Origin of the sequence: Blastococcus sp. KM273128 (assembly GCF_021698975.1) — a bacterium.
GTDB lineage: Bacteria > Actinomycetota > Actinomycetes > Mycobacteriales > Geodermatophilaceae > Blastococcus.
The window spans coordinates 1-26742 of the sequence record NZ_SSXA01000056.1 but is presented as its reverse complement, the minus strand read 5'-3'; the positions used below and the strand labels follow the sequence as shown (position 1 = coordinate 26742).

23 protein-coding genes are annotated in these 26742 nt (G+C 74.0%); 6 read left to right on the top strand and 17 right to left on the bottom strand.

Annotated features, from left to right (window positions below; all coding sequences use genetic code 11):
- Positions 1-587, bottom strand: a 587-nt coding sequence (locus E9529_RS15390; RefSeq protein ID WP_236832036.1) for a DUF222 domain-containing protein, incomplete at its 3' end; no start/stop codon positions are given.
- 268 nt (positions 588-855) lie between these two features.
- Here E9529_RS15390 and deoC point away from each other — a divergent pair.
- The 5 genes from deoC (at position 856) to E9529_RS15365 (ending at position 7190) form a co-directional block, all read left to right on the top strand.
- On the top strand, positions 856-1851 hold the full coding sequence (gene deoC, locus E9529_RS15385) for a deoxyribose-phosphate aldolase (protein WP_236832035.1): 996 nt from the start codon (positions 856-858) through the stop codon (positions 1849-1851).
- Positions 1852-1857: 6 nt separating this feature from the next.
- Positions 1858-3321 carry an aldehyde dehydrogenase family protein gene (locus tag E9529_RS15380; RefSeq protein WP_236832034.1) on the top strand — a complete coding sequence of 488 codons (1464 nt, stop codon included), beginning with the start codon at positions 1858-1860 and terminating at the stop codon, positions 3319-3321.
- The gene (locus tag E9529_RS15375; protein WP_236832033.1) at positions 3318-4190 is read left to right on the top strand and encodes an aldehyde dehydrogenase family protein; all 873 of its coding nucleotides are present in this window, start codon (positions 3318-3320) and stop codon (positions 4188-4190) included. Before E9529_RS15380 ends, E9529_RS15375 begins: the two co-directional genes overlap by 4 nt.
- Before the next feature lie 194 nt (positions 4191-4384).
- Positions 4385-5791 carry a dihydrolipoyl dehydrogenase gene (gene lpdA / locus E9529_RS15370; protein ID WP_236832032.1) on the top strand — a complete coding sequence of 469 codons (1407 nt, stop codon included), beginning with the start codon at positions 4385-4387 and terminating at the stop codon, positions 5789-5791.
- Positions 5792-5846: 55 nt separating this feature from the next.
- A complete protein-coding gene (locus E9529_RS15365; RefSeq protein ID WP_236832031.1) occupies positions 5847-7190 on the top strand; it encodes a hypothetical protein in 1344 nt (447 codons plus the stop codon).
- Positions 7191-7240: 50 nt separating this feature from the next.
- Here E9529_RS15365 and E9529_RS15360 read toward each other — a convergent pair whose 3' ends face one another.
- From E9529_RS15360 to hisC, 15 genes are all read right to left on the bottom strand, one after another.
- Complete coding sequence (locus tag E9529_RS15360) at positions 7241-8698, bottom strand: DEAD/DEAH box helicase (protein WP_236832030.1); 1458 nt, start codon at positions 8696-8698, stop codon at positions 7241-7243.
- A 243-nt stretch (positions 8699-8941) separates the two neighbouring features.
- The gene (locus E9529_RS15355) at positions 8942-9631 is read right to left on the bottom strand and encodes an MgtC/SapB family protein (RefSeq protein WP_236832029.1); all 690 of its coding nucleotides are present in this window, start codon (positions 9629-9631) and stop codon (positions 8942-8944) included.
- A gap of 4 nt (positions 9632-9635) precedes the next feature.
- On the bottom strand, positions 9636-10709 hold the full coding sequence (locus E9529_RS15350; protein WP_236832028.1) for an adenosine deaminase: 1074 nt from the start codon (positions 10707-10709) through the stop codon (positions 9636-9638).
- A 292-nt stretch (positions 10710-11001) separates the two neighbouring features.
- On the bottom strand, positions 11002-11814 hold the full coding sequence (locus E9529_RS15345; protein WP_236832027.1) for an ABC transporter permease: 813 nt from the start codon (positions 11812-11814) through the stop codon (positions 11002-11004).
- Positions 11811-12722 carry an ABC transporter ATP-binding protein gene (locus E9529_RS15340; RefSeq protein WP_236832026.1) on the bottom strand — a complete coding sequence of 304 codons (912 nt, stop codon included), beginning with the start codon at positions 12720-12722 and terminating at the stop codon, positions 11811-11813. Before E9529_RS15340 ends, E9529_RS15345 begins: the two co-directional genes overlap by 4 nt.
- Before the next feature lie 16 nt (positions 12723-12738).
- Positions 12739-14025 (bottom strand): thymidine phosphorylase, encoded by a 1287-nt coding sequence (locus tag E9529_RS15335; RefSeq protein ID WP_236832025.1) that lies wholly within the window; start codon positions 14023-14025, stop codon positions 12739-12741.
- Positions 14025-14468, bottom strand: coding sequence for a cytidine deaminase (locus E9529_RS15330; protein WP_236832024.1), 444 nt, complete (start codon positions 14466-14468; stop codon positions 14025-14027). Before E9529_RS15330 ends, E9529_RS15335 begins: the two co-directional genes overlap by 1 nt.
- Positions 14468-15754, bottom strand: coding sequence for an ABC transporter permease (locus E9529_RS15325; RefSeq protein ID WP_236832023.1), 1287 nt, complete (start codon positions 15752-15754; stop codon positions 14468-14470). Before E9529_RS15325 ends, E9529_RS15330 begins: the two co-directional genes overlap by 1 nt.
- Positions 15751-16971, bottom strand: coding sequence for an ABC transporter permease (locus E9529_RS15320; protein WP_236832021.1), 1221 nt, complete (start codon positions 16969-16971; stop codon positions 15751-15753). The genes E9529_RS15325 and E9529_RS15320 overlap by 4 nt, the downstream gene beginning before the upstream one ends.
- Complete coding sequence (locus E9529_RS15315) at positions 16968-18545, bottom strand: ABC transporter ATP-binding protein (RefSeq protein WP_236832020.1); 1578 nt, start codon at positions 18543-18545, stop codon at positions 16968-16970. Before E9529_RS15315 ends, E9529_RS15320 begins: the two co-directional genes overlap by 4 nt.
- A 297-nt stretch (positions 18546-18842) precedes the next feature.
- Positions 18843-19901: a BMP family protein gene (locus E9529_RS15310; protein ID WP_236832018.1), complete on the bottom strand. Its 1059-nt coding sequence runs from the start codon at positions 19899-19901 to the stop codon at positions 18843-18845.
- Between the two features lie 248 nt (positions 19902-20149).
- Positions 20150-21130, bottom strand: a complete 981-nt coding sequence (locus E9529_RS15305) for a YihY/virulence factor BrkB family protein (protein WP_236832016.1) — start codon at positions 21128-21130, stop codon at positions 20150-20152.
- 40 nt (positions 21131-21170) lie between these two features.
- Complete coding sequence (locus E9529_RS15300) at positions 21171-21737, bottom strand: 2'-5' RNA ligase family protein (RefSeq protein ID WP_236832014.1); 567 nt, start codon at positions 21735-21737, stop codon at positions 21171-21173.
- On the bottom strand, positions 21734-22759 hold the full coding sequence (trpS, locus tag E9529_RS15295) for a tryptophan--tRNA ligase (RefSeq protein ID WP_236832013.1): 1026 nt from the start codon (positions 22757-22759) through the stop codon (positions 21734-21736). Before trpS ends, E9529_RS15300 begins: the two co-directional genes overlap by 4 nt.
- A gap of 83 nt (positions 22760-22842) precedes the next feature.
- The gene (gene hisC / locus E9529_RS15290) at positions 22843-23952 is read right to left on the bottom strand and encodes a histidinol-phosphate transaminase (protein WP_236832011.1); all 1110 of its coding nucleotides are present in this window, start codon (positions 23950-23952) and stop codon (positions 22843-22845) included.
- A 46-nt stretch (positions 23953-23998) separates the two neighbouring features.
- Here hisC and galE point away from each other — a divergent pair, with 46 nt between their 5' ends.
- Entirely contained in the window at positions 23999-24958 is a 960-nt protein-coding gene (gene galE, locus E9529_RS15285; RefSeq protein ID WP_236832010.1) for a UDP-glucose 4-epimerase GalE, read from the top strand.
- Here galE and E9529_RS15280 read toward each other — a convergent pair.
- Complete coding sequence (locus E9529_RS15280) at positions 24955-26283, bottom strand: hemolysin family protein (RefSeq protein ID WP_236832009.1); 1329 nt, start codon at positions 26281-26283, stop codon at positions 24955-24957. The genes galE and E9529_RS15280 overlap by 4 nt on opposite strands.
- Positions 26284-26742: the final 459 nt, after the last annotated feature.

Sequence of the window (26742 nt, the reverse complement as noted above, 5' to 3'; positions counted from 1 at the left end):
AAGGACATGGACCCGTCGGCGTGCCGGGTGAAGGTCAGCGACCGGCCCTCGGTCGGGTCGGGCTCGGGCCCGTCGGGGTCCAGCCGGGCCAGGTAGTGGCGCACGACCTGCCGCAGCTCGGCGTGCGGCCGACTGGCGGCCACCTCGGCGAGCGCCTGATCCACCCCGGCGAGGTCGACGTCCTGGGCCGCGGCGGCGGCCAGGTTGCCCGGGGTCGCTACCGCGGCGATCACCACCACCGCCTCGGCGGTGACCGCCCCGGCGGCGAACGCGGCAGCCACCGCCGGCAGCTCGGCCAGTGCCCGACCCGAGCGCACCAGCCGGGACGCCGCCCCGGTCGAGAACAGCGCGTGCCCGCGCAGCCAGGACGCCATCGAGGCCTTGCCGTCGAGCTCGGCGGCCTGGGTGAGCTCGCACTCCCGCACCCGGCGCGCCACCTGCGCGGCCAGCCGGTTCGACGCGGTGAGCAGCGCCCCCAGCTGCTCGATCAGCTGCGACCCGAACCGGCCGGACAGCTCCTCGGCGGACAGGTCGTCCAGCGCGGCGGCCAACCGGCCCACCGCCCCGCCTCCACCTGTCGAACACATGTACGAACAATACCGCAGATGACCGCTGCTCGCGACATGAAAGCGCAGGTCAAACGGCTGTCCACAGTCGCGGCGAGGGTCTTGCCGGCGACGCTGCACCTTCGGTGAGAGGGGCGACCGGTCATCCGAGGCCGGTGACCACAGGGCCCTCGCCGGGGGGCGCGAACGGCGGCGCAGTCGGTGCGCCGCCGCCCCCGACGTGCCACCCCCTGCTCCTGCAGGGTGAGCGGGGTCGGGCGGGGGGCGCCGCCAGTGGAGAATGGCCGCCATGACCCACGTGCTCGAGCCCGACGCGCTGCCCGGGGCGACCCCCGCGGTGCACGCGCCGCTGCCGCCGTACGACGACGTGACCCGCTCCGACGCGGCGTTCCGCGCCTTCCTGCACGGCCTGCCCGGCGTGGACCAGGTCGGCGCCGAGGCGCGTGCCGCCCAGCTCGGCACCCGGTCGATCAAGACCACCTCGAAGGCGTGGGCGATCGACACCGCCATCTCGATGGTCGACCTCACCACCCTCGAGGGCGCCGACACCCCGGGGAAGGTGCGCAGCCTGGCCGCCAAGGCCCGGCAGCCCGACCCGTCGGACCCGAGCTGCCCGCAGGTCGCCGCCGTCTGCGTCTACGGCGACCTCGCCGGCGTGGCCCGGGAGGCGCTCGAGGGCACCGGCATCCACGTCGCCGCCGTCGCCACCGCCTTCCCCAGCGGGCGCGCCAGCCGCTCGGTGAAGATCGCCGACGTCCGGGATGCCGTGGACAACGGCGCCGACGAGATCGACATGGTCATCGACCGCGGCGCCTTCCTGACCGGCCGCTACCTCGACGTCTACGAGGAGATCGTCGCGGTCAAGGAGGCGTGCGGTGACGCGCACCTCAAGGTCATCCTCGAGACCGGCGAGCTGAAGACGCTGGACAACGTCCGCCGCGCCAGCTGGATCGCGATGCTCGCCGGCGGCGACTTCATCAAGACCTCCACCGGCAAGGTGACCCCGGCGGCCACGCTGCCGGTCGGCCTGGTGATGCTCGAGGCGGTCCGCGACTTCCGCATCGCCACCGGCCGCCAGATCGGCTTCAAGCCCGCCGGCGGGATCAAGACGACGAAGGACGCCGTCAAGCACCTCGTGATGATCAACGAGACGGCCGGCCCCGACTGGCTGGACCCCGACTGGTTCCGCTTCGGCGCCTCCAGCCTGCTCAACGACCTCCTGCTGCAGCGGCAGAAGCTGCGCACCGGCCACTACTCCGGCCCCGACTACGTCACGGTGGACTGAGCAACGATGACCACACCCGCCCGACCCACCCCTGTCTTCGAGTACGCGCCCGCCCCCGAGTCGCGGTCGATCGTGGACATCGCGCCGTCCTACGGCCTCTTCGTCGACGGCGAGTTCGTCGACGGCACCGGCGAGCCCTTCAAGACGGTCAACCCGGCCACCGAGGAGGTCCTCACCGAGGTCTCCACCGCGAGCGAGGCCGACGTCGACCGCGCGGTCCGAGCCGCCCGCCGGGCCTTCGAGAAGGTCTGGGGCCCGATGCGCCCCGCCGACCGCGGCAAGTACCTGTTCCGCATCGCCCGGCTGCTGCAGGAGCGGGCGCGGGAGTTCGCCGTCCTGGAGTCGTTGGACAACGGCAAGCCGATCCGCGAGTCGCGCGACGTCGACGTCCCCCTCGCCGCGGCGCACTTCTTCTACCACGCGGGCTGGGCCGACAAGCTCGAGCACGCGGGCCTGGGGCCGGCCCCGAAGCCGCTCGGCGTGGCCGGTCAGGTCATCCCGTGGAACTTCCCGCTGCTCATGCTGGCGTGGAAGGTCGCCCCGGCGCTCGCGACCGGCAACACCGTCGTCCTCAAGCCGGCCGAGACCACGCCGCTCACCGCGCTGCTGTTCGCGGAGGTCTGCCGCCAGGCCGACCTCCCCGCCGGCGTGGTCAACATCGTCACCGGCGCCGGGGACACCGGCCGGGCGGTCGTCGAGCACGGCGACGTCGACAAGGTGGCGTTCACCGGCTCCACCGACGTGGGCCGGTCGATCGCCCGCGCCGTCGCCGGCACCCGCAAGAAGCTCACCCTCGAGCTCGGCGGCAAGGCGGCGAACATCGTGTTCGACGACGCCCCGGTCGACCAGGCCGTCGAGGGCATCGTCCAGGGCATCTTCTTCAACCAGGGGCACGTCTGCTGCGCGGGCTCCCGGCTGCTGGTGCAGGAGTCGATCCACGACGAGGTCATCGCCAGCCTGCAGCGGCGGATCGGCACGCTCCGCGTCGGCGACCCGCTGGACAAGAACACCGACATCGGCGCGATCAACTCCGCCGAGCAGCTCGCCCGCATCCGGGAGCTGTCCGACATCGGGGAAGCCGAGGGCGCCCAGCGGTGGCAGCCGGCCTGCGAGCTGCCCGCGCGCGGCTACTGGTTCCCGCCGACGGTCTTCACCGACGTCTCCCCCGCGCACCGCATCGCCCGCGACGAGGTGTTCGGCCCGGTGCTGAGCGTGCTCACCTTCCGCACGCCGGACGAGGCGGTCGCCAAGGCGAACAACTCCACCTACGGGCTGTCGGCGGGCATCTGGAGCGAGAAGGGGTCGCGGATCCTCAAGATCGCCGACCAGCTCCGCGCCGGCGTCGTGTGGGCCAACACCTTCAACAAGTTCGACCCGACGTCGCCCTTCGGCGGCTACAAGCAGTCCGGCTACGGCCGCGAGGGCGGCCGGCACGGGCTGGCCGCGTACCTGAAGGGTGCTGACCAGTGATCGGGAACGACCGGCTCGCCGTCCGGAAGACCTACAAGCTCTACGTGAACGGTGCCTTCCCGCGCTCGGAGAGCGGCCGCACCTACGAGGTCACCGACGCCAAGGGGCACTTCCTGGCCAACATCTCCCGGGCCTCCCGCAAGGACGCCCGGGACGCCGTGGTCGCCGCCCGCGCCGCCTTCCCGAAGTGGTCGGGCGCCACCGCCTACAACCGCGGCCAGGTGCTCTACCGGGTGGCCGAGGTGATGGAGGGCCGGCACGTCCAGTTCTGCGAGGAGGTCGCGGCCGGCGAGGGGCTGTCGTCGTCGAAGGCCCGCGCCGCCGTCGACGCCGCCATCGACCGCTGGGTCTGGTACGCCGGGTGGACCGACAAGCTCGCGTCCGTCCTCGGCGGGGCCAACCCGGTGGCCGGCCCCTACTTCGACTTCAGCCTCCCCGAGCCGACCGGCGTGGTCGCCGTCCTCGCGCCGCAGCAGTCCAGCCTGCTCGGGCTGGTCAGCGTGCTCGCGCCGGTGCTCGCCACCGGCTGCACCGCCGTCGTCGTCACCTCCGAGGAGCGGCCGATCCCGGCCGTCACCCTGGGCGAGGTGCTGGCGACCAGCGACGTCCCCGGTGGCGTGGTCAACCTGCTCACCGGCGCCGCCGAGGAGCTGGGCCCGTGGCTGGCCGAGCACGCCGACGTGGACGCCATCGACCTCACCGGCGCCCCGACCGGCCGGGCGATGGAGTTCGAACGGGAGGCCGCGGGCACCATCAAGCGCGTCGTCCGCCCGCCGGCCACCGAACCGGACTGGACCGCCGACCCCGGCCTCTCCCGCATGACCCCCTTCCTCGAGACCAAAACGGTCTGGCATCCGATGGGCGTGTGAGGCCCCGTCCGGAGGCTCGCCGCGAGCCTGCGAACGGTTCGGATGGCCCCGTCCGGAGGCTCGCCGTGAGCCTGCGAACGGTGAGAGGGACGGGGTCCTTCCAGGGGTCCTTCTCCTGGCATCCGATGGGCCTGTGATCGGTGGCCGGTGACCTCTCGGAAGGTCACCGGCCGCGGTCGCACTACCCTCGCCGCGTGCCTCATTTCGACGTCGTCGTCCTCGGTGCCGGCCCCGGTGGGTACGTCGCCGCCATCCGCGCCGCCCAGCTCGGCAAGAGCGTGGCGGTGGTCGAGTCGCAGTACTGGGGCGGGGTCTGCCTCAACGTCGGGTGCATCCCGTCCAAGGCGCTGCTGCGCAACGCCGAGCTCGCCCACCTGGTGCGCGACGAGGCGAAGACCTTCGGCATCTCCGGCGAGGTCTCCTTCGACTACGGCGCCGCCTTCGACCGCAGCCGCACGGTCGCCGAGGGCCGGGTCAAGGGCGTGCACTTCCTGATGAAGAAGAACGGGATCACCGAGTTCGACGGCCGGGGCACCTTCACCGACCCGCACACCCTGCAGGTCGCGCTCAACGCCGGCGGCGAGGAGACCGTCACCTTCGAGAACGTGATCATCGCGACCGGGGCGCACACCCGGTTCCTGCCGGGCACGGAGCTCTCCGAGCGGGTGGTCACCTACGAGGAGCAGATCCTCAGCCGGGAGCTGCCGAAGAGCATCATCATCGCCGGCGCCGGCGCGATCGGCGTCGAGTTCGCCTTCGTGCTCCGCAACTACGGCGTGCAGGTCACCATCGTCGAGTACGCCGACCGGGTGCTCCCGCTGGAGGACGCCGCCGTCTCCAAGGAGCTGGCGAAGGCCTACCGCAAGCTCGGCGTCGAGGTGCTCACCTCCACCAAGGTCGAGCGCATCGACGACACCGGCGAGCAGGTCACCGTCACCGTCTCCGACGCCAAGGGCAGCCGCGAGCTGCACGCGGACAAGGTCATGCAGGCGATCGGCTTCCAGCCCCGGGTCGACGGCTACGGCCTGGAGAAGCTCGGCGTGGAGCTGACCGACCGCGTCCGCGCGATCGCCATCGACGACCGGATGCGCACCAACGTGCCGCACGTCTACGCCATCGGCGACGTCACCGCCAAGCTCATGCTCGCGCACGTGGCCGAGGCCCAGGGCGTCGTCGCCGCCGAGACCATCGCCGGCGCGGAGACGATGGAGCTGGACTACGTGATGATGCCGCGGGCCACCTTCTGCTCCCCGCAGGTCGCCAGCTTCGGCTACACCGAGGCCCAGGCCCGCGAGCTGGCCGACGAGCGCGGCTGGAAGGTCAAGGTCGCCCAGTTCCCGTTCACCGCGAACGGCAAGGCCCACGGCCTCGCCGAGCCGGGCGGCTTCGTCAAGCTGATCGCCGACGAGACCTACGGCGAGCTGCTCGGCGGCCACCTCGTCGGCCCCGAGGTCACCGAGCTCCTCCCCGAGCTGACGCTCGCCCAGAAGTGGGACCTCACCGCCACCGAGCTGGCCCGCAACGTGCACGCCCACCCGACGCTGAGCGAGGGGCTGCAGGAGGCCATCCACGGCCTCGCCGGCCACATGATCAACCTCTGAGGACGCCGGTCCGGCCCGGAGGTGCGCCTCCGGGCCGACAGGGCAGGATGGGCGGGTGGCCAGGCCCAGCATCGTCCCCATCGCACTGACCCTCGACGACCGCACGGGGTACACCCTGTGGGCTCCGCCGTGGGAGGAGGACGGCGAGGAGTGGCAGGCGTTCCTCGGGACGACCGAGGACGACACCGCGACGGTCCACCTCTTCCCGACGCCGGCGAAACTCGCCGCCTTCTGCCGCACGCGCACCGACCACGACCTCGCCGACCACCCGGTGTGGCCGGTCGTCTCGGGGCTCGGCGCGGCCGACCTGACCCCCGACGACGACCACCGGTACGACCTCGACGGCGTGTACGACATCGCCGCCGAGAACCCCGACCGGTGGGCGGTGGAGGAGCTCGCCGCGACCGTCGACATCGTCAGCCGCCTGGCCGAGTGCCTGGACACCACCGACGAGGATGACGAGGAGGAGTTCGAGGCCGTCGCCGAGTTCGCCGCCAAGCCGGAGATCGGCTCGCTGGGGCTGGGCGTGGAGGCCTTCGCCGGGCGGTCCGGCGAGGACGCCTGGATCGGCGTCGGCAGCGTCTTCGACGAGCTGTGGGAGGACGTCGTCGAGGAGCTCTCCGACCACTTCGACTGGACCGGCGGCGGAACCGCCACGGTCGAGGAGTACCCGTCGGCCTCCGAGGCCACCGACGAGCCGGCCGAGGACGACGAGCTCCCCGAGCAGGTCGACGTCGCCGCCGCCGAGCCCGCGGGCGCGACCGCCGCCTCCGCGCCCGGCGGCCCGGGGGTCAGCACGATCGCGCGCGGCAGCCGGGTCACCGCCTCCCCCGCCGAGGTCGCCGCCGCCGCGGAGTTCTGGGAGGCCGTCGGCATCCTGCCGGTCGAGATCGTCGCCCCCGGGGGCGCCGGGGTGACGCTGCGCTGCTACGTCGACGACGTCGCCCGCTTCCTCGGCCGCGACGGCGAGGTGTTCCTCTTCGACACCCCCGCCGACCTGGCGCGCTTCTGCGCCTCCGACGAGCGGCACGACCTGCTCGAGATCGCCTCCTGGCCCGAGGTCGCCGACACCGACACGCCGCCGCTGCCGACCGAGCAGGACCGCTACGACCTCACCGAGCTCTCCGAGGTGCTGGCCGAGGTCGCCGACGGCGCCGCCGGGCTGGTCCCCCACCGCGCCCTCGTCCAGCCGGCCGAGGGCGTGCGCGACCTCGCCGAGTACGCGGGGCTGGCCCGGGTGGAGGAGCTGCTGGCGCCTGCGGCCCCGCTGGGCCGGGCGCTGACTCGTGCCGACCGGCAGCCCGAGGAGCCGATCGACGCCGCGGAGGCGGCCCGGCTGCGCACCGACTGGGACGAGGTCGTGGCCGCGGTCGGCGGCGCGCTCGTCCACCGCGGCTAGCAGGGACGGCGAAGGCCCGCCCCGGGGATCCGGGACGGGCCTTCGCTCGCTCAGCTGTGGCGCGGGGGGCGACCCGAGCGCTCGCCGCCGAACCGGCGGTCACCGCCGCCGGGCCGGCCGGACCGCTCGCCGCCGGAGCGGTTGCGGTCGCCGTACGAGCGCCGCGGGCCCCCGCGGGAGCCGCCACCGGGCCGGTCCCCGTCGCGGCGCGGACGGCCCCCGGGGCCACCGGAGCGACGCGAGTCGCGGACCGGGCGCTCGACCGGCTCGACGTGCACGCCGCTGGCGACGAGCTCGGCGATCTCCTGGTCGCCCGGGGTGATCCGGCGCAGCGCCGGGTCGACCTTGGCCTGGCGGAAGCGCCGCTTCGACTGGCCGACCTGGTCGGGCAGCAGCAGCGACACCACGACACCGGCGGCACCCGCGCGAGCGGTGCGGCCCGACCGGTGCAGGTAGGTCTTCGAGTCCGCCGGCGGGTCGTAGTGCAGGACCAGCGAGACGTCGTCGACGTGGATGCCGCGGGCGGCCACGTCGGTGGCCACGAGCACCGGCGAGCGGGCGTCGGTGAACGCCTCCAGCGCCCGCTTGCGGGCCGACTGGGGCAGGCCGCCGTGGATGGCCGCCGCCTTGACCCCGGCCTCGAGCAGGTGCTCGGTGAGCCGGTCGGCACCCAGCTGGGTGCGGACGAAGATGATCGTCCGGCCCGGCCGCCGGGCCATCTCCTTGGTCAGCGCGACCTTGTCGCGGAAGGCCAGCGTGTACGCGCGGTGCTCGGCCGGCGGGGCGTCGTCGCCGGGGCGCTTGACCTCGTGCCGGGCCGGGTCCTTGAGGTAGCGGCGCACCAGGGCGTCGACCTCGCCGTCCAGCGTGGCGGAGAACAGCAGGCGCTGGGCGTCAGCCGCCGTCTGGTCGAGCAGCTCCTTGACCACCGGCAGGAAGCCGAGGTCGGCCATGAAGTCCGCCTCGTCGAGGACGGTGACCACGACCTGGTCGAGGGCGGCCTCGCCCTGGCCGATCAGGTCCTGCAACCGGCCGGGGGTGGCGATGACGACGTCGACGCCTCGACGCAGCTGCTGGATCTGGCGGTACATCGGCGCGCCGCCGTAGACGGTGGCCACGTGCACGCCGATGGCCTGACCGAGCGGGGCGAGGTTGTCGTGCACCTGCTGGGCCAGCTCGCGCGTGGGCACGAGCACCAGGCCGCGCGGGGCACGGCGGCCGTGCTTCACCTCGGCGCCGATGCGGGCCAGCAGCGGCAGGCCGAAGGCCAGGGTCTTGCCCGAGCCGGTGGCGGCCTTGCCGAGGACGTCGCGCCCGGCGAGCGCGTCGGGCAGGGCCGAGGTCTGGATGGCGAACGGGTGGCGGATGCCGCGCCGCTCGAGCGCGGTCACCAGCTGCTGGGGCAGACCCAGCTGGCCGAAGGTGGGGCCGGCCGGCGCCTCGGGCGCCTGGACGGAGGTGGTGTCGCCCTCGTTCGACTCGATCGGGGCAGGGTGGATCAACGTCATGCGGGGTGGGGCTCCGATACTGCTCGGAGCGCGTCCCGTGGAAGAGGAGAGCCCCGGCGAGTGCCGGTGTCCTCACTTGGCGATCAGCTGCGCCCAGGAGGGCGCCGGATCTGCACGGATGCGCTCGTTCCCGGACCGACCGTCCGGGAGGATGACCGGCCCTGTGCCGGTGCTCCTACCGTAGCAGCGGAGATCACGACGCCATTCCTGCGAACGGGGGTGACGGTTCCCACCCCGGACGGATCAGTCCGCGTCCTCGTCCCGGCCGGCCGAGACCGCCAGCACCCCCTCGAGGTCGGCGAGCCGGGCGGCGAGCGCCGTCACCGGCCCGGCGCCCTCCAGCGTGAGCCGCACCGTCGCCTGCGGGACGCCGCTGCGCCGCTGGGCCTCGAGCGCCGTCTCCAGGTCCCGCACCGTGAAGCCCTGCTCCGTGCACTCGGCCAGGGCCCGGCGCAGCACGCCCTCGCCGTCCCGGTAGGTGAGCACCAGCGGGTAGCTGTGCGCGGCCCGGCCCGAGAGCCGGCGGGCCAGCGGGGTGAAGGCGTAGGCGATGAGCAGGTGCCCCGCGGTGGCGACGACGGCGTACGCCCACAGCCCCGCCCCCGCGGCCATCCCGACCGCCGCGGTGAGCCAGACGATGGCCGCGGTGGTCAGCCCCCGGACGGCGTCGCGCCGGACGAAGATCAGCCCGCCGCCGATGAAGCCCAGCCCGGACACGACCTGGGCGGCGATGCGGGAGTCGCCGAACTCCGCCCGGCTGATGACCATGAACAGCGCCGCGGCGAACCCGACGATGGTGAGCGTGCGCAGGCCGGCCGCCTTGTGCCGCAGCTCGCGCTCGAACCCGATGAGCGCCGACAGCGCGAAGGCGACCCCCAGGTCGGCCAGCCGGCCCCACGACTGCCCGGTCGCCTCGGCGAGCAGGACGTCCACGGGGTCAGCCCCGCAGCGCGGCGTACCCGGGGCGGACGACGTCGTCCAGCAGCCGCCGGCGCTCGTCGTCCGGCAGGAACGCGCCGGTGAGCGCGCGCTCGGTGACCGCCTGCACGTCGTCCCACGTCCAGCCGTGCGTCGTCGCGACGTCGGTGACCTCGCTGGTCAGCGACACCCCGCTCATCAGGCGGTTGTCGGTGTTCAGCGTGACGGCGAAGCCCAGCCGGTGCAGGCGGTCCACCGGGTGCTCGGCCAGCGAGGGGTAGGCGCCGGTCTGCACGTTGGACGACGGCGCGACCTCCAGGGGCACCTGCGCGTCCCGGACCCGCTGCGCGACCGGGCCGAGGGTGCCGTCCGCGGCGACCTGGTCGGCGATCCGCACGCCGTGGCCGAGGCGCTCGGCCCCGGCGCCGTCGAGCGCGGCCACGATGCTGGCGATGCCGGCGGCCTCCCCGGCGTGCACTGTCCGGTGCGCCCCGGCGCGGTCCAGCAGGGCGATCGCGGCGGGGATGCGGTCGGGCGGGAACCCGTCCTCCGGGCCGGCGAGGTCGAAGCCGACGACGCCGGCGTCGCGGTACCGGACGACCAGGTCGGCGACCTCCTCCCAGCGGTCCTCCTGGCGCATGGCGCACAGCAGCGTGCCGACGCGGATGGGGGTGCCCGCCGCGGCGGCCTCCCGGCTGCCCCGGGCGTAGCCGTCGAGCATCGCCTCGACCGCCGCCTCCAGCGGCATGCCGCCGGTGAGCAGCTCGGGCGCCATGCGCACCTCGGCGTAGACCACGCCGTCGGCGGCGAGGTCGAGCGCGCACTCCCGGGCCACCCGTGCCACGGCGTCGGGCGTCTGCATCACGGCGACCGTGTGCGCGAAGGTCTCCAGGTACCGCACGAGCGAACCGGAGTCGGCCGCCTCGCGGAACCAGCGCCCCAGCGACGCCGGGTCCGACGCCGGGAGCTCGCCGTAGCCCACCTCGTCGGCCAGGTCGAGGACCGTCTGCGGCCGCAGCCCGCCGTCCAGGTGGTCGTGCAGCAGGACCTTCGGGGCGCGGCGGACGTTCTCGGCGTTCAGCGGTGCAGGCACGGAGGAACGCTACCTGTCACACCGAGTGGGCCCCGGAGGGGTTCGCGCAGGTGCGACGCAGCGGCTCACCACCGCCGGGACGGCCGCTGGCCGCGGTGTCGTCCCGAGTGGCGGCCGGAGGCCTCCGCGCAGGGACGACGGAAGGGCTCAGCGCACCAGGGGGACGGCGCTGGCCGCGGTGTCGTCCCGAGTGGGGGCCGGAGGCCTCCGCGCAGGGACGACGGAAGGGCTCAGCGCACCAGGGGGACGGCCGCTGGCCGCGGTGTCGTCCGGAGGACGACGATGTCATCGCTCAGCGGTCCTGCCAGCGGAAGGTGCGGATGCAGAGCAGCAGGCCCAGCACGCACCACACCGCGAGCACCACCGCGACCGTGCCCAGCTCCCACGAGCCCGCCGGTTCCCGGGCCGCGAGCGAGTCGGGGAGGAACACCGAGCGCAGGCCCTGCGCCAGCCACTTCACCGGGAAGACCGCGGCGACGTCCTGCAGCCACCCGGGTACCTGGTCGAAGGGCATGAAGACGCCGGAGATGAACTCGAGCACCAGCGCGATCGGCGTGACCGTGGCCGAGGCCGAGCGGGAGTTGCGGGCCAGCGAGGAGACGGCGATGCCGAGGAGGGTGCAGGCCGCCGCCCCCAGCACGGTGACCCAGGCGAAGGTCACCCAGTCCGCACCCGTGGGCAGGTCGATGCCGAACACGAGGACGCCGACGACCAGGAGCAGGAGGAGCGTCGCGATCGTCACCGCGACGACCTGCGCGACCTTGCCGACGAAGTAGGCGCTCTTGGGCATCGGACTGCCGGCCAGCGCCTTGAGCGTGCCGTCGGAGCGCTCCCCGGCGATGTGGATCGCCATGTTCTGCAGGCTGGCGCCGACGATGCCGGCGGCGATGACCCCCGCCATGAAGTACTGCGGGAAGTCGACGCCGGAACCCAGGTCGTAGTCGAGGACCGCGCCGAGCCCGAGCAGGAGGATGACCGGGAAGACCAGCGTGAAGACGACCGACTCGCGCTGGCGGAAGAACTCCTTGAGCTCGACCCCGGCGCGGGTGCGGGATACCCGGGCGACCGAGGGCAGGGCGGCGCGCTCCGGTGCGGTGGTGCTCACGAGCGGTCCCCGATCATCTTGAGGTAGACGTCCTCGAGGGTGGGCCGGCTGACCGCGAGGTCGGGCACCTCGCCGGGGAAGCGGGCGGCGAGTTCGGCGACGAACGCGGTGGGGGTGGCGGTCTCGGCGGTGCGCCGGGCGCCACCCTCGGTCCAGCTGACGACGGCGGGCGCGGTGCCGCGACCACCGAGAGCGGTGGGGACGGCGACCTCGGCGAGCTGGCCGTGGGCGATGACCCCGACGCGGTCGGCCAGCTCCTCGGCCTCGTCGAGGTAGTGGGTGGTGAGCAGCATCGTGGTGCCCAGCTCGCGCAGGGAGCGGATCAGCGACCAGAACTGGCGGCGCGCCTCGGGGTCGAACCCGGTGGTCGGCTCGTCGAGGAAGAGCAGCCGGGGCCGGCCGACGATGCCGAGCGCCACGTCCAGCCGGCGCCGCTGACCGCCGGAGAGGGTGCGGCCACGGGCCCCGGCCTTCTCGGTGAGCCCGACCAGCTCCAGCACCTCGTCGGGGTCGCGGGGGTCGGCGTAGTAGGAGGCCTGGGCGGCCAGCAGCTCGCGCACCGACAGCTGGCTGTCGCCGGCGCCGGACTGCAGCACGATGCCCAGCTCGGCCTTCCAGCGGCGGCCGCCCCGCGCGGGGTCGACCCCGAGCACGCGCACCTCGCCGGCGTCCCGGTCGCGGTAGCCCTCGCAGATCTCGACCGTCGTCGTCTTCCCGGCCCCGTTCGGGCCCAGCAGCGCGAAGATCTCCCCGCGGCGGATGTCGAGGTCCAGGCCGTCGACGGCCGCGCGGTCGCCGTAGCGCTTGACCAGGCCGCGGATGGAGATGGCCGCGTCCGGGTCCAGCGGCTCCCTCTCGGGGCCCGCCGCGAGCGTGCGAGTGGTGGGGAGGAGGGAGTCCTTCTGCACGAGAGTCGAGTGTCCCCTACGCCCCTGCGGTGATGCGGTCGAGGACCAGCGGGAGCACCTCGTCGGCGGTGTCGACGCCGACGGCGCCCTCGAGCGCCTCGAGCGCCCGCGGGATGCGGTCGGCGTCGTCGGTCTGCAGCTCCAGCAGCGGCTGGCCAGCGGTCACCCGCTCCCCCACGCCGGCGGTCCAGGTGATGCCCGCGGCCGCCGAGACCGGGTCCTCCTTGCGGGCCCGGCCGGCGCCCAGGCGCCAGGCGGCGACGCCCAGGGCGTAGGCGTCCAGGCGGGTGAGCGTGCCGTCGGCCGGCGCGGTCACCACGTGCCGCTCGACCGGCTGCGGCAGCGGGGCGTCGGGGTCGCCGCCCTGCGCGGCGATCATGCGCCGCCACACGTCCATGGCCCGCCCGTCGGCCAGCGCGTCGGCCGGGTCGACGTCGTCCCGGCCGGCCCCGGCCAGCATCTCCCGGGCCAGGGCGAGGGTGAGCTCGACGACGTCGGCGGGCCCGCCCCCGGCGAGCACCTCCACCGACTCCGCGACCTCCACGGCGTTGCCCGCGGCACGGCCCAGCGGCCGGTCCATCGCCGTCACCAGGGCCACGGTGCGCACCCCGGCGGCCTCGCCGAGGCCGACCATCGTGCGGGCCAGCGTGCGGGCGTCGTCGGCGTCCTTCATGAACGCACCCGAGCCGGTCTTGACGTCGAGGACCAGCGCGTCGGCGCCCTCGGCGATCTTCTTGCTCATGATCGAGCTGGCGATGAGCGGGATCGACTCGACGGTGCCCGTGACGTCGCGGAGGGCGTAGAGCAGCTTGTCGGCCGGGGCCAGGTCGTGGCCGGCCGCGCAGATGACCGCGCCGACGTCGCGGAGCTGCGCGAGGTAGGCCTCCTCGTGCACGTCCGCCCGCCAGCCGGGGATCGCCTCCAGCTTGTCCAGGGTCCCCCCGGTGTGGCCGAGGCCCCGGCCGGAGAGCTGCGGCACCGCCACCCCGCAGGCGGCGACGAGCGGCGCGAGCGGCAGGGTGATCTTGTCGCCGACCCCGCCGGTGGAGTGCTTGTCGGCCGTCGGCCGGCCGAGCGCCGAGAGGTCCTTGCGCTCGCCGGAGTCGATCATCGCCTGCGTCCAGACGGCGAGCTCGTCGGCGCTCATCCCGCGGAAGAACACCGCCATGAGCAGCGCGCTCATCTGCTCGTCGGGGACCTGGCCGCCGGTGTAGGCGCCGATCACCCAGCGGATCTGCTCGGCGGTGAGCGGGACGCCGTCCCGCTTGGCGCGGATGACGTCGATCGCGTCGTGCCCGGCCATCAGCCCTGCCCCCGCTCGGCGGCGGCAGCGCCCTCGGCAGACCGCGCGGCGGCAGCCGTCAGGTCGTCGGGGCCGAAGGCGTCGGGCAGCACCTCGCGCATCGGCACGATGCCCAGCGACACCGTCTCGATGAGCATGTCGGCGCCGCCGTGCTCCCACAGCAGCTGGCGGCAGCGGCCGCAGGGCATGAGCGGCTGCCCGTCCCCGCCGACGCAGGCGACGGCGACCAGCCGGCCGCCACCGGTGCGGGCCAGGTCGCTCACCATGCCGCACTCGGCGCACAGGCCCAGCCCGTACGAGGCGTTCTCCACGTTGCAGCCGGTGACGACCCGGCCGTCGTCCACCAGCCCGGCGACGCCGACGGGGAACATCGAGTAGGGCGCGTAGGCGTGCGTCATCGCCTCGCGGGCCGCGGCCCGCAGGGCGTCCCAGTCGGGCTCCATCAGTGTTCTCCTCGTCGGTAGACCAGCCCGTCGGCCTTGGGCATGCGCAGCCGTTGGGAGGCCAGCGAGAGGACCAGCAGCGTGGTCAGGTGCGGGGTGAAGAAGACGATGCCGTCGGGCAGCTCGTCGACGCTGAGGAACGCGGCGAGCGCGAGCGCCGCCACGACGGCGGACAGCACCGCCGGCAGCCAGCGGCGCCGCAGCGCCTGGTAGACGGCGACACCGACCAGCAGCAGCGCGACCAGCAGCAGCAGCGCGACCACCGCCGTCCGGCTGCGCAGCTGCAGGGCGTCGGAGAAGCCGAACAGCCCGGCGCCGGCGGCCAGCCCGCCCGGGCGCCAGTTGCCGAAGATGAGCGCGGCGAGGCCGATGAAGCCGCGGCCACCGGTCTGGCCCTCGCGGTAGATGCCCGCGACGAAGACGAGGAAGACACCGCCGAGGCCGGCCAGCGCACCGGAGATGATCACCGCGATGTACTTCATCCGGTACACCGGCACACCGAGGGAGTCGGCCGCCGCGGGGTTCTCGCCGCAGGAGCGCAGCCGCAGCCCGAAGGCCGTGCGCCACAGGATGAGGTAGCTGATCGGGACCAGCAGGATCGCGAGCAGCGTGACCACGCCCAGGCCGCTGGTCAGGCCGCGCAGCACACCGGCGAGGTCGCTGAGCAGGAACCAGCCGGTGTCCTCCAGGTCGCCGAGCAGGTCGGGGCCCGAGGAGAGCACCGGGATCGAGAAGCTGGGCGGGTCACCGCCGACCGACGGCGACTGCGTCGGCCCGCCGCCGGTGCCCTGGACGTACACCAGCTCGGACAGGAACCGGACGACGCCGGCGGCGAGGATGTTGATCGCGACACCGGAGATGACGTGGTCGACGCCGAAGGTCACCGTGGCGATCGCGTGCAGCAGCCCGCCGATGGCGCCGAAGACGGTGCCGCCGATGATCGCGCCCACCCAGCCCCACTGCCAGCCCGCCCAGCCCGCACCCCAGGTGCCGAGGATGAGCATGCCCTCGAGGCCGATGTTGACCACGCCCGCGCGCTCGGAGTAGAGCCCGCCCAGCGCGGCCAGCCCGATCGGCACCGCCAGCAGCAGCGCGGCCCGCATCGTGGAGGACGAGGTCAGCGCCTCCTCACCGGAGATGGCCCGGGTGACGGAGAAGACGAACAGCAGGCCGACGACCAGCCACAGGATCCGGCTGCCCCGGCTCCCGCCGGTGAGCCGGTCGGTGAGCGGGCCGCGGCTGGGCCGGGTGGCGGTGCTGCCACCGGCCGGGGTCGCGGTGGTCATGCGCGCGCCTCCTCGGAAGAGCCGGGAACGCCGGTGCGGACGCGGTGCCCGCCGTCGGGCCCGGTGCCGGGGCCGGGGCCGCCGGGGTCCGCGCTGCCACCGGGGTCCGGGGGCGCGCCGGTGGCCTCGGCGCCGGCGCGCTCGGCCGAGCGCAGGGCCAGCCGGCGGGCGATCTCGTTGGCGATGACGACGGCGAGCACGATCGTGCCCTGGATGATCGTGACCACCGACGCCGGGATGTCGGCGAACTGCAGCGGCAGGGCGGCGCGGTCGAGGAACGCGAACAGCAGCGCGGCCAGCGCGATGCCCAGCACGTTGTTGCGGCCCAGCAGCGCCACGGCGATGCCCAGGAAGCCCAGCCCGGCGGTGAACTCGGTGCCGAAGGCGCGGGCGTCGCCGAGCAGGTCGGGCAGCCCGATCAGGCCCGCGACGGCGCCGGACAGCAGCATCGTGGTGACCACCATGCGGCGGGCGTCGACACCGCTCGCGGTCGCGGCCGAGGCCGAGATGCCGGTGGCCCGCAGGTCGAAGCCGAAGCGGGTGCGCTGGATGAGCACGGCGATCGCGACGCCCACGACGATCGCGACCACCAGGAAGCCGAACAGCTCCGTGCGCGGCTCGGCCAGCCCAAAGGCACCCAGCAGGCCGTTGAGCCCCGGGAACCAGGCCGACTCCGGCAGCGGCGTCGTGGTGATGATCGACGCCCCCTCCGGGCTTCCCCGGAACGGGCCGGTGAGCAGGTAGGACGCCAGCCCGAGCGCGATGAAGTTCAGCATGATCGAGCTGATGACCTCGCTGACGCCGCGGGTCACCTTGAGCACGCCCACGATGCCGGCCCAGAGCGCACCGACCGCCATGGCGACCACGATGACCAGCAGGAGGTGCAGCGGGCCGGGCAGCGCCACGGCCGCACCCACGGCGGCGGCGACGATGGTGGCCAGCCGGTACTGCCCCTCCACGCCGATGTTGAACAGCCCCATGCGGAAGGCGATCGACACCGCGAGCCCGGCCAGGAACAGCGGGACGGCGCGGTTGAGGATCACCACGATCGACTGCACCTGCTGCGAGGGCGCGTCGCCGAGGTCGGTCATGACCTGCAGCGCGCGCAGCGGGTTCTCGCCGATGAGCGCGATGACCAGCGCCGAGATCACCAGCGCGACGAGGACGGCCAGGGCCGGGCCCAGCAGGGCCAGACCCGTGCTCCGCAGGCGGTTCACGCGGCACCCGCCGCGGTCCGGGCGCCGGTCATGTGGCCGCCGAGCTCCTCGGGGGTGACCTGGCGCGGGTCCACGGTGGCCACCAGGCGGCCGCGGAGCATGACGTGCAGCGTGTCGGAGAGCCCGATCAGCTCGTCGAGGTCGGCCGACACCAGCACGATGCCCATCCCTTCGCCGCGGGCGTCCTTGAGCAGTTCCCAGATGACCGACTGCGCGCCGACGTCGACCCCACGGGTGGGGTGGGCGGCGATCAGCAGCCGGGGCGTGGCGCTCATCTCGCGGCCGACGATCAGCTTCTGCTGGTTACCGCCGGAGAGGGCCACGGCGAGGGTGTCGGGGCCGGGCGCCCGGACGTCGTAGTCCCGCATGATCCGCTCGGTGTCGCTGCGGGCGCCCTTGCGGTCGATGAAGGGCCCCTTCGCGGCCGGCGGGCGGGTCTGGTGGCCGAGGATCCGGTTCTCCCAGAGCGGGGCGTCCAGCAGCATCCCCTGCCGGTGGCGGTCCTCGGGGATGAAGCCGATGCCGGCCTCGCGGCGGGAGCGGGTGGTCCACCCGCTGATGTCCTCGTCCCCGAGGTGCACGCTGCCGGCGGCCAGCGAGCGCAGGCCCATGACCGCCTCGACGAGCTCGGCCTGGCCGTTGCCCTCGACGCCGGCGATGCCCACGACCTCGCCCTCGCGGACGGTGAGGTCGACGGCGTCGACCAGCGGCCGGCCGGCGTCGGAGGCCACGGTGACGCCCTGCAGGCGGAGCACCGGGGTCTCGCGCACGGTGGAGCTGCGCAGCTCCGGCGTCGGCAGCTCGGCGCCGACCATCATCTCGGCGAGCTGCTTGGCCGTGGTGGTGCGCGGGTCGGCGTCGCCGACGGTGGTGCCCCGGCGGATCACGGTGATGGCGTCGGCGACCTTGCGGACCTCGTCGAGCTTGTGCGAGATGAAGATGACGGTGAGGCCCTCGCGCTTGAGCTCCGCCAGGTTGCCGAACAGCTCGTCGACCTCCTGGGGCACCAGGACGGCGGTCGGCTCGTCGAGGATCAGCGTCCGGGCGTTCCGGTACAGCACCTTGGCGATCTCGACCCGCTGCCGGTCACCGACGCCGAGGTCCTCGACCAGGTCGTCGGGGCGCAGCCCGAGGCCGTACCGCTCGGAGATCTCCTCGATCCGGCGGCGGGCGCTGTCGCGGTCCAGCCGGCCGCCCTTGCGGGGCTCGCTGCCCAGGACCACGTTCTCCAGCACCGTGAAGTTGTCGGCCAGCATGAAGTGCTGGTGCACCATGCCGATGCCCGCCGCGATCGCGTCGGCCGGGCTGCGGAACTGCACGGGGCGGCCGTCGACGAGGATCGTGCCCTCGTCCGGGCGGTGCTCGCCGTACAGCGTCTTCATCAGCGTGGACTTGCCCGCGCCGTTCTCACCGACGATCGCGTGCACCTGCCCGCGCCGGACGGACAGCTCGATGTCCTTGTTGGCGACGACGCCGGGGAAGCGCTTGGTGATCCCGCGCAGCTCGACCGCGTACGGCGACCGCGCCGCCCCGCCGTCGGGCTGCTCGGCACCGGCTGCTGGAGCCTGGGCCATGGGTGGGCCTCTCTGTTCCGGTCGCCGCGCGGGCGGCACTGGTCACGTTCCGGCGCACCGGGGACTGCGCCGGTCCGGTCGTCGTCCCCCCGGCGCACCGGTGGTCGGGCGGGGCGACCGGGGTGCGGCCACCCGCCCTGCGCATGATGTCGCACCCCCGCCCCGACCGGGAGCGCGCCCCCCGCTGCGGGGTGGACCCCGTCCACCACGACGGCGGGCCCGGGCAGCACGCCCGGACCCGCCGTCGGAGGGTCGTACCGGTGCGCCGGCCGGGGGTCCCGACCGGCGCACCATGCCTCACGGGGTCGACGGGACCGTGATCTCGCCGGAGATGATCTGCTGGCGGTAGTCCTCGATCTGGGTCTGGATGTCGTCGATCTGCCCACCCGAGGTGGCCAGGCCCACGCCGTCGCTCTCGAGGTCGTAGAGGAGGTCGACGCCACCCTCGACGGTGCCCTCGGAGTAGTCGGTGATGAAGCCCTCCACCGCGTTGTCCACCCGCTTGAGCATCGAGGTCATGATGACCGCCTGCAGCGCCGGGTCGTCGACCGTCTGGTACTGGTCGGAGTCGACGCCGATCGCGCGGTTGCCCGTCTCGGCGGCCGCCTGGAAGACGCCGCTGCCCGAGCCGCCCGCCGCGTGGAACACGATGTCCGCGCCGGCGTCGTACATGCTGCGGGCCAGGATCTGGCCGCGGGCCGGGTCGCCGAAGCCGGAAAAGTCACCGGCGGGCGAGATGTACTCGACGTCGACCTGGATGTCCGGGTTGACCGCCTGGGCGCCGGCCGTGAAGCCGGCCTCGAACTTCTGGATCAGCGGCATCTCGACGCCGCCGACGAAGCCGACGTGGTCGGTCTCCGACTTGAGCGCGGCGGCGACGCCGGCGAGGAAGGAGCCCTGCTCCTCGGCGAACAGCAGGCCGGTCGCGTTCTCCAGGCCCATCTCGGCCACCGACGAGTCGACGACGGCGAAAGTGGTGTCCGGGAACTCCTCGGCGACCTCGGCGATCGTCTCGGCGTAGGCGAAGCCGACGCCGATGACCGGGTCGTAGCCGGCCTCGGCCAGGTTGGCCAGGCCCTCGACGCGGTCGGAGCCGTCGTCGTTCGGGCTGAACTCCTGGACGTCACCGTCCAGCGCCGTGATGGCGGCCTCGACGCCGGCGTAGGCCGAGTCGTTGAAGGACTGGTCGCCGCGGCCGCCGACGTCGTAGGCGAGACCGACCTGAGGACCCTCCGAACCGCTGCCGCCGCCGCTCTCGCCGCCGGCCGTGGGCTCCTCGTCACTGGCACAGGCCGCCAGGGCCAGGCTGCCGGCCAGCAGCAGCGCCGCGGCCTTCGTCATCCGCGCTCGGCGCAAGACGATCTCCTTTTCTGGGGGGAGGCACCGCTCGTGGCAGGTCTCCCGGTGGTGGGGTGCGCGTGCACCCGGACCGACCGGCGAGCGGCCGGCGAGGGTGCACGACCCCGGACGCTAACCGCGCGGACCGAGCCCGCCACAACCTCTCGCACGGACTGAGACCCGATCGTTGCGAACCCCTCGCCGATCGGGGCCGCACCGCCCCGGGGGCCGTGTCGCACCTCACCTCCGGCGGCGTCCCCGGCGGGTCAGCGCGGCGGTGGGTCCGCGTCGCCGCCCGGCCCGGCGGCCGCCTCCACCGCCGGCAGGGTGGCGGTCCAGGCGGCGGTGAAGAAGGCGAACCGGAAGACGACGTTGATCCAGACGAGGATCCCGACGGCGCCCCCGAACGCCGAGGCGGTCACGCTCCCGGAGATCAGCGAGAGGTAGAGGTTCCCGATCAGCTTCAGCACCTCGAAGCCGACCGCGCCGAACAGCGCCCCGGGCAGGAGCCGGCGCACCGGGTGCGGGGTGGCGGGCACCACCTTGAGCAGCCACAGGAAGACGACGACGTCGCCGAGGAAGGCCAGCGCCAGGCTCAGCACGGTCGTGAGCACCGCGAGGCCGGCCACGTCCTCGAGCCCGAGCACGCCGAGCGCCCATGACGTCGCGGTCGTGGCGACGCCGGTCAGCCCGAGGCTGGCCAGGCCGACCGCCCCGAGCAGCACCAGCGCGAGCAGGTCCTGGAGGTTGTCGCGGAGGAACTCGGGCTCCTCGGCGTGGCCCTTCCAGGTGCGCTCCATGCCGATGCGCAGCTTGTCCATCGCCCGCAGGCCGGCGTAGACGAAGCCGACCAGCCCGATCGCGCCGACCACCTCGGCGGAACCGACCGCCCCGCGCAGGTCAGCGACGACGTCCTCCCCCGTGCTGCCCGGGAAGGCCGCACGGATGGCGTCGTAGAGCTCGCGCTGGAGGAGCTCGTCACCGGCCAGCACCAGGCCGATGACGGAGGCCACCAGGAGGAGGACGGGGAACAGGCCGAGGAAGGCGAAGTAGGTGACGCCCGCGGCCATGAGGTCGCCCTGCGTCCGCTGGTACCGGCCACCGGCCCGCGCCAGGTGGTCGAGCGCGGGCGAGCGCCGCCGGGCGGCGCCGACGGTGCCCTCGACGCGGTCCCACGCGCGCGCCGGCCACCCCTTCCGGTCGGGCACCTCCGCATCGGGGGTCGCACGGGTGGAGGTCGAGCTCACCGCCCGAGTCTGGGGCCTGCCCGGCCCACGCGCAGGGTCCTCAGCGTCCGGGACCGGTCAGCGGGTACTCGCGCGCGATCTCCCAGACCCCGGCCGCCGTCTGCTCGAACTCGGTGAAGTGCTCCACGCGGAACTCGGCGGAGAGGTCCTGCAGCCCGCAGTAGGCCAGCTCCAGCATGTCGCCGGGCACGTCGTGCGCGACGGTCACGTGCGGGTGGTACGGGAAGGACAGCGAGCGGTCGAGGGGGCCCCGGCGGACGTCGTTGGCCAGGAGCTCGCAGTTGCCGATCCCCCGGGCCACGGTCACGAAGACGACGTCGGAGACGGGGGTGAAGGTGCCGGTGCCGGCCAGGTGCATGTCGAACGGCGGGTGCGCGGCCGCGACGCGGGCCAGGTGCTCGGAGACGGCGTCGCGGTCGGCGACCGGGACCTCCGTCGGCGGGAGCAGCGTCACGTGCGGCGGCACGAGCCTCGCCTGGGGGTCGCCGACCTTGCAGCGCCAGTCGACGAGCAGCGCCGCCCACGGCTCGGGGATCGGCACGATCACCCCGAGCAGGGCCGTCTCCGGTGGCGTCCCCAGCCGGCCGACGAAGGTGTCGTCGTTCATGCCACCGGCCCCGCTGGTGGCAGGAAGCCGACCCGCTCGTAGACCTCGGCCAGGGTGCGACCGGCCACCGCGCGGGCCCGGGCCGCGCCCGCGGCGAGCAGGCGCTCGAGCTCGGCCGGGTCGGCCAGCAGCTCGGCCGTGCGCTGCTGCACGGGGGCGAGGGCGTCGGTGACGACCTCGGCCAGCTCCTTCTTCAGGTCGCCGTAGCCGCGGCCGGCGAAGTGCTCCTCGAGCTCGGCCGTGCTGCGCCCCGAGAAGGCGGAGTGGATGGTCAGGAGGTTGGTGACACCCGGCTTGCCCTCCGGGTCCGCGACGATCTCCCGACCGGTGTCCGTGACCGCGGAGCGGATCTTCTTCGCGGTCACCTTCGGGTCGTCCAGGAGGTTGACGCAGCCCGCCGGCGGCAGGCTCTTGCTCATCTTCTTGTCCGGCGACTGCAGGTCCAGGATCTTCGCCGCGCCGGCCGGGATGTAGGCCTCGGGGAGGGTGAAGGTCTCGCCGTAGCGGCCGTTGAACCGCCCGGCCAGGTCGCGGGTGAGCTCGAGGTGCTGCCGCTGGTCCTCCCCCACCGGCACCCGGTCGGCCTGGTACAGCAGGATGTCCGCCGCCTGGAGCACCGGGTAGGTGAACAGCCCCACCGACGTCGGCCCGGCGCCCTCGCGGGTGCTCTTGTCCTTGAACTGCGTCATCCGGCTGGCTTCCCCGAAGCCGGTGAGGCACTGCAGCACCCACGCGAGCTGGGCGTGCTCGGGCACCTGGCTCTGGACGAACAGCGTGCTCCGTGCGGGGTCCACCCCCAGGGCGAGCAGCTGCGCGGCCGACACCAGGGTGCGCTGCCGCAGCACGGCCGGGTCGGGCTGCTCGAGGGTGATCGCGTGCAGGTCGACGACGCAGTAGAAGGCGTCGTGGTCCTCCTGCATGCTCACCCACTGGCGGAGGGCACCGACGTAGTTGCCGAGGTGGAAGGAGTCCGCCGTCGGCTGGATGCCGGACAGCACGCGGGGAAGAGCCACGTCGGCCATCAAACCAGCCGGGAGCGGGGTTCGTTCCGGGCTCCCCCGTTCCGCCACACCTCCGGCCGTCGCGGTCACCCGGTCGGGGCTGGTCAGCGGACCGTGGCCGCCAGGGCGTCGTCGAGCGCGGCCAGGAAGACGTCGTCCTCCTCGGGCGTGCCCACGGTGACCCGGATGCCCTCCCCGGCGAAGGGCCTGGTGATCACCGCGCGGGACTCCAGCGCGGCCGCCAGCTCCGCCGTCCGCTCGCCCGTGGGCAGCCAGACGAAGTTGGCCTGGCTGTCGGCGACCGCCAGGTCCCGGTCCCGCAGGGCGGCGGTCAGCCGCTCGCGCTCGGTGACGACGGCGGCGCACCGGGCGCGCACCTCGTCCTCGCTGGCCAGCGCCGCGACCGCCGCCGCCTGCGCGACCATGCCGACGCTGAACGGCAGGTGGGTCTTGCGCACCGCCTCGGCGACCGCCGGGTCCTCGGCCAGCAGGTAGCCGACGCGCAGCCCGGCCAGGCCCCAGGCCTTGGAGAACGTGCGCAGGACCGCCACGTTGGGCCGGCCGCGCATCAGCTCGACGCCGTCGGGGACCTGCGGGTCGGTGACGAACTCGCGGTAGGCCTCGTCGAGGACCACCAGGGTCTCGGCCGGCACCGCGTCGAGGAAGCGCTCCAGCTCCGGGCGGCGCACCGCCGTGCCCGTCGGGTTGTTCGGGTTGCAGACGAAGACCAGGCGGGTGGACTCGTCGATCGCGTCCGCGAGCGCCGCGAGGTCGTGGGTGTCCGGCGAGCCGCCGGGGCGGCCGGGGGCCAGCGGCACCTGAACGGCCCGGGCGGCCGCGACGCGGGCCAGCAGCGGGTACATCTCGAACGACCGCCACGCGAAGGCGATGCTCGTGCCCGGGTCGTTGTATGCCTGGGCGAGCTCCTGGCAGATGGCCACCGCCCCGCAGCCGGTGGCGACCTGAGCCGGGTCGACGCCGTACCGCTGCGCGAGCGCCGTGGTGAGGACGACGGCGCCGTTGTCGGGGTACCGGTTGCTGCCCGCGACCGCGGTGGTCACCGCCTCGACGACGGCGGGCAGCGGCGGGAAGGCCACCTCGTTGCTGGCCAGCTTCACCGCCCGCTCGACACCGATCTCGCGGGCGAGGTCGGCCGGGTTGCGGCCGGGCCGGTACGCCGGGAGCGACTGCACCGCCGGTCGGGCACTGACCACCAGATCCTCCACCTCCCGCCGGGGCCGTCCTTCTAGTCTGTGCCCCATGCGCGTACTCGTCGCCGGCGGCGCCGGCTACATCGGCAGCGTAGTGACCGCGGCCCTGCTCGCCCGTGGCCACGAGGTGACCGTCCTCGACGACCTCTCCACCGGGCACGCGGACGCCGTCCCCGAGGGTGCCGCCCTCGCGGAGGTGTCGCTGCACGACTCGGCACCGGTGCTGGCCGAGGTCCGGCCCGAGGCGGTGCTGCACTTCGCGGCCAAGTCGCTGGTCGGCGTCTCGCAGCAGCAGCCCGAGGACTACTGGCACACCAACGTCGGCGGCTCCTTCGCGCTGCTGGAGGCGATGCGCGCCGTCGACTGCCGCCGGATCGTCTTCTCCTCCACCGCCGCCACCTACGGCGAACCGGACCAGGTGCCGATCCGCGAGGACGCGCCCACCCGGCCGACCAACACCTACGGCGCCTCCAAGCTCGCCGTCGACCACATGCTCACCTCGTACGCCGTCGCCCACGGCTTCGCCGCGGTGAGCCTGCGGTACTTCAACGTCGCCGGCGCCGCCTACGGGCTCGGCGAGCGGCACGCCACCGAGACCCACCTCATCCCCCTCGCCCTGCAGGTGGCGGCGGGGCAGCGGGAGTCGCTGACCGTGTACGGCCAGGACTACCCGACCCCCGACGGCACGTGCATCCGCGACTACGTGCATGTCGAGGACTTGTCGGACGCCCACCTGCTCGCGCTTCCCGCACCGGCGGCCGGCGAGCACCGCATCTACAACCTGGGCAACGGCACCGGCTTCTCGGTGCAGGAGGTCGTCGAGGCCGCCCGCACCGTCACCGGTCACCCGATCCCGGTCACGGTCGGGGAACGGCGGGCCGGCGACCCGGCCCAGCTGGTGGCCTCCAGCGACCGCATCCGCGCCGACCTCGGCTGGGCGCCGAAGCACACCGACCTGGTCGGGATCGTGCGGGACGCCTGGGAAGTCGCCCGGGCACGCCGGGCCTAGCTCCTCGCGGTCGCGTCCGGGGAGTCCTCGGGCTCCTCGGACGCCGGCGGCGGGGCGACCCGCAGGCGGGCGATCCGGCGGCCGTCGAGCTCCAGCACCTCGACGCGGCGGCCCTCGATCTCCACGGCGTCCCCCACCCCGGGCAGGCGGCCGAGCTCGGCGAGGACGTACCCGGCGGCCGTCTCGTAGGGCCCCTCGGGCAGCCGCAGCCCGGTCGCGTCGGCGAAGTCGTCCAGGTTGAGCAGGCCGTCGACGTCGCGCGGCGCGTCGGGGGCCGGCCGGTCCTGGGGGGCGGCCTCCTCGTCGTACTCGTCGTAGATCTCCCCGATGACCTCCTCGATGAGGTCCTCGAGGGTGACGATCCCGTCGGTGCCGCCGTACTCGTCGACGACGATCGCCAGGTGCTGGTTGTCCCGGCGCATCTCGCTGAGCACCGTCAGGACCGCGGCGGTGCCGGGGAGCCGGGTGACCTCCCGGGCGAGGTCACCGACGGTCGCCGCCCGCCCCGCCGGGTGGGTGGGCAGGAACAGGTCGCGCACGTGCACGAAGCCGACGACGTCGTCCTGGTCGCGACCGACCACGGGGAAGCGCGACCAGTTCGACTCCGCGACCAGCTTCGCGGCGCGGCTCGCGGTCATCGAGGCCTCGAGGAAGTGCACCTCGGTGCGCGGCGTCATGACCTCGCGCACCTCGCGCTCGCCGGCGCGGAACACCTCGTCGATGAGCCGGCGCTCGTCGCTGCTCAGCGACTCGTGCGCGGCCACGAGGTCCCGCAGCTCCTCCTGGCTGATCGACTCACCGCTCACCTTCGGGTCGCCGCCGAGCAGCCGGACCATGAGGTTCGTGGACTTCGACAGCAGCCAGATGATCGGGCGGAACAGCGTGGCGATCGCGTTCAGCGGTGCGGCCACGACCAGCGAGAAGCCCTCGGCGCGCTGGAGGGCCAGCCGCTTCGGGGTCAGCTCGCCGACCACCAGCGACACGTAGCTGATGGCGATGGTCACGAGGACCAGTGCCAGGGTGCCGGCCAGCCCCTCGCCGACCCCCGCGTCCTGAAGCACGTCCGCGAGCGGCTCGGCCAGGGTGCTGGCACCGAACGCCGCGGAGAAGAAGCCGGCCAGGGTGACGCCGACCTGGACCGCGGCGAGGAAGCGGTTCGGGTCGCTGAGCAGGCGCTGCACCGCCTGACCCCGGCGGCCCTGCTCGGCCATGGTGCGCACCTGCCCCTCGCGGAGCGAGACCAGGGCGATTTCGGCTCCGGCGAAGGCTCCGCCGATGAGGACGAAGACGACGACCATGACGATGTTGAGCCAGACGTCGCTCACGGGCGGCGTGCTCCTCGGGGTCCGTGGTGGGTGCGGTCGGTTCCATGCTGCCGGGTCCATGCTGCCCGCCACGGGCCCGCGCACGCCCGGGCACCCCGGCCGGGTGGGTGGGCCTCCTCGCAGCGGTGACCTTCCGCGGCGGCGCGAACACGGTTAGTCTTCCTCCGATAACGGATCGTGATCTTCGACGAGGACCCGCATGCACCACCGGCCGTCCGGCGCTCCTGCCCACCGCCCCCGCACCGCCGCCCGGCCCGACCGCTCCGGGTCGCCGCGCCGTCGCCTCCCGAGGATGGGTCCCGCCCTGGCGGTGACGTCGCTCGCCACGGCGGTGGTGCTCACCGCCCCCGTCGTGTCCGCACCGGACGACCCGGTGGCGGTCGATGCGTCGTCCTCCGCCGGATCCACCACCGGCTCCTCCACGTCGGTGTTCCCCGGCGCCGCTCCCCCTCCCCCGAC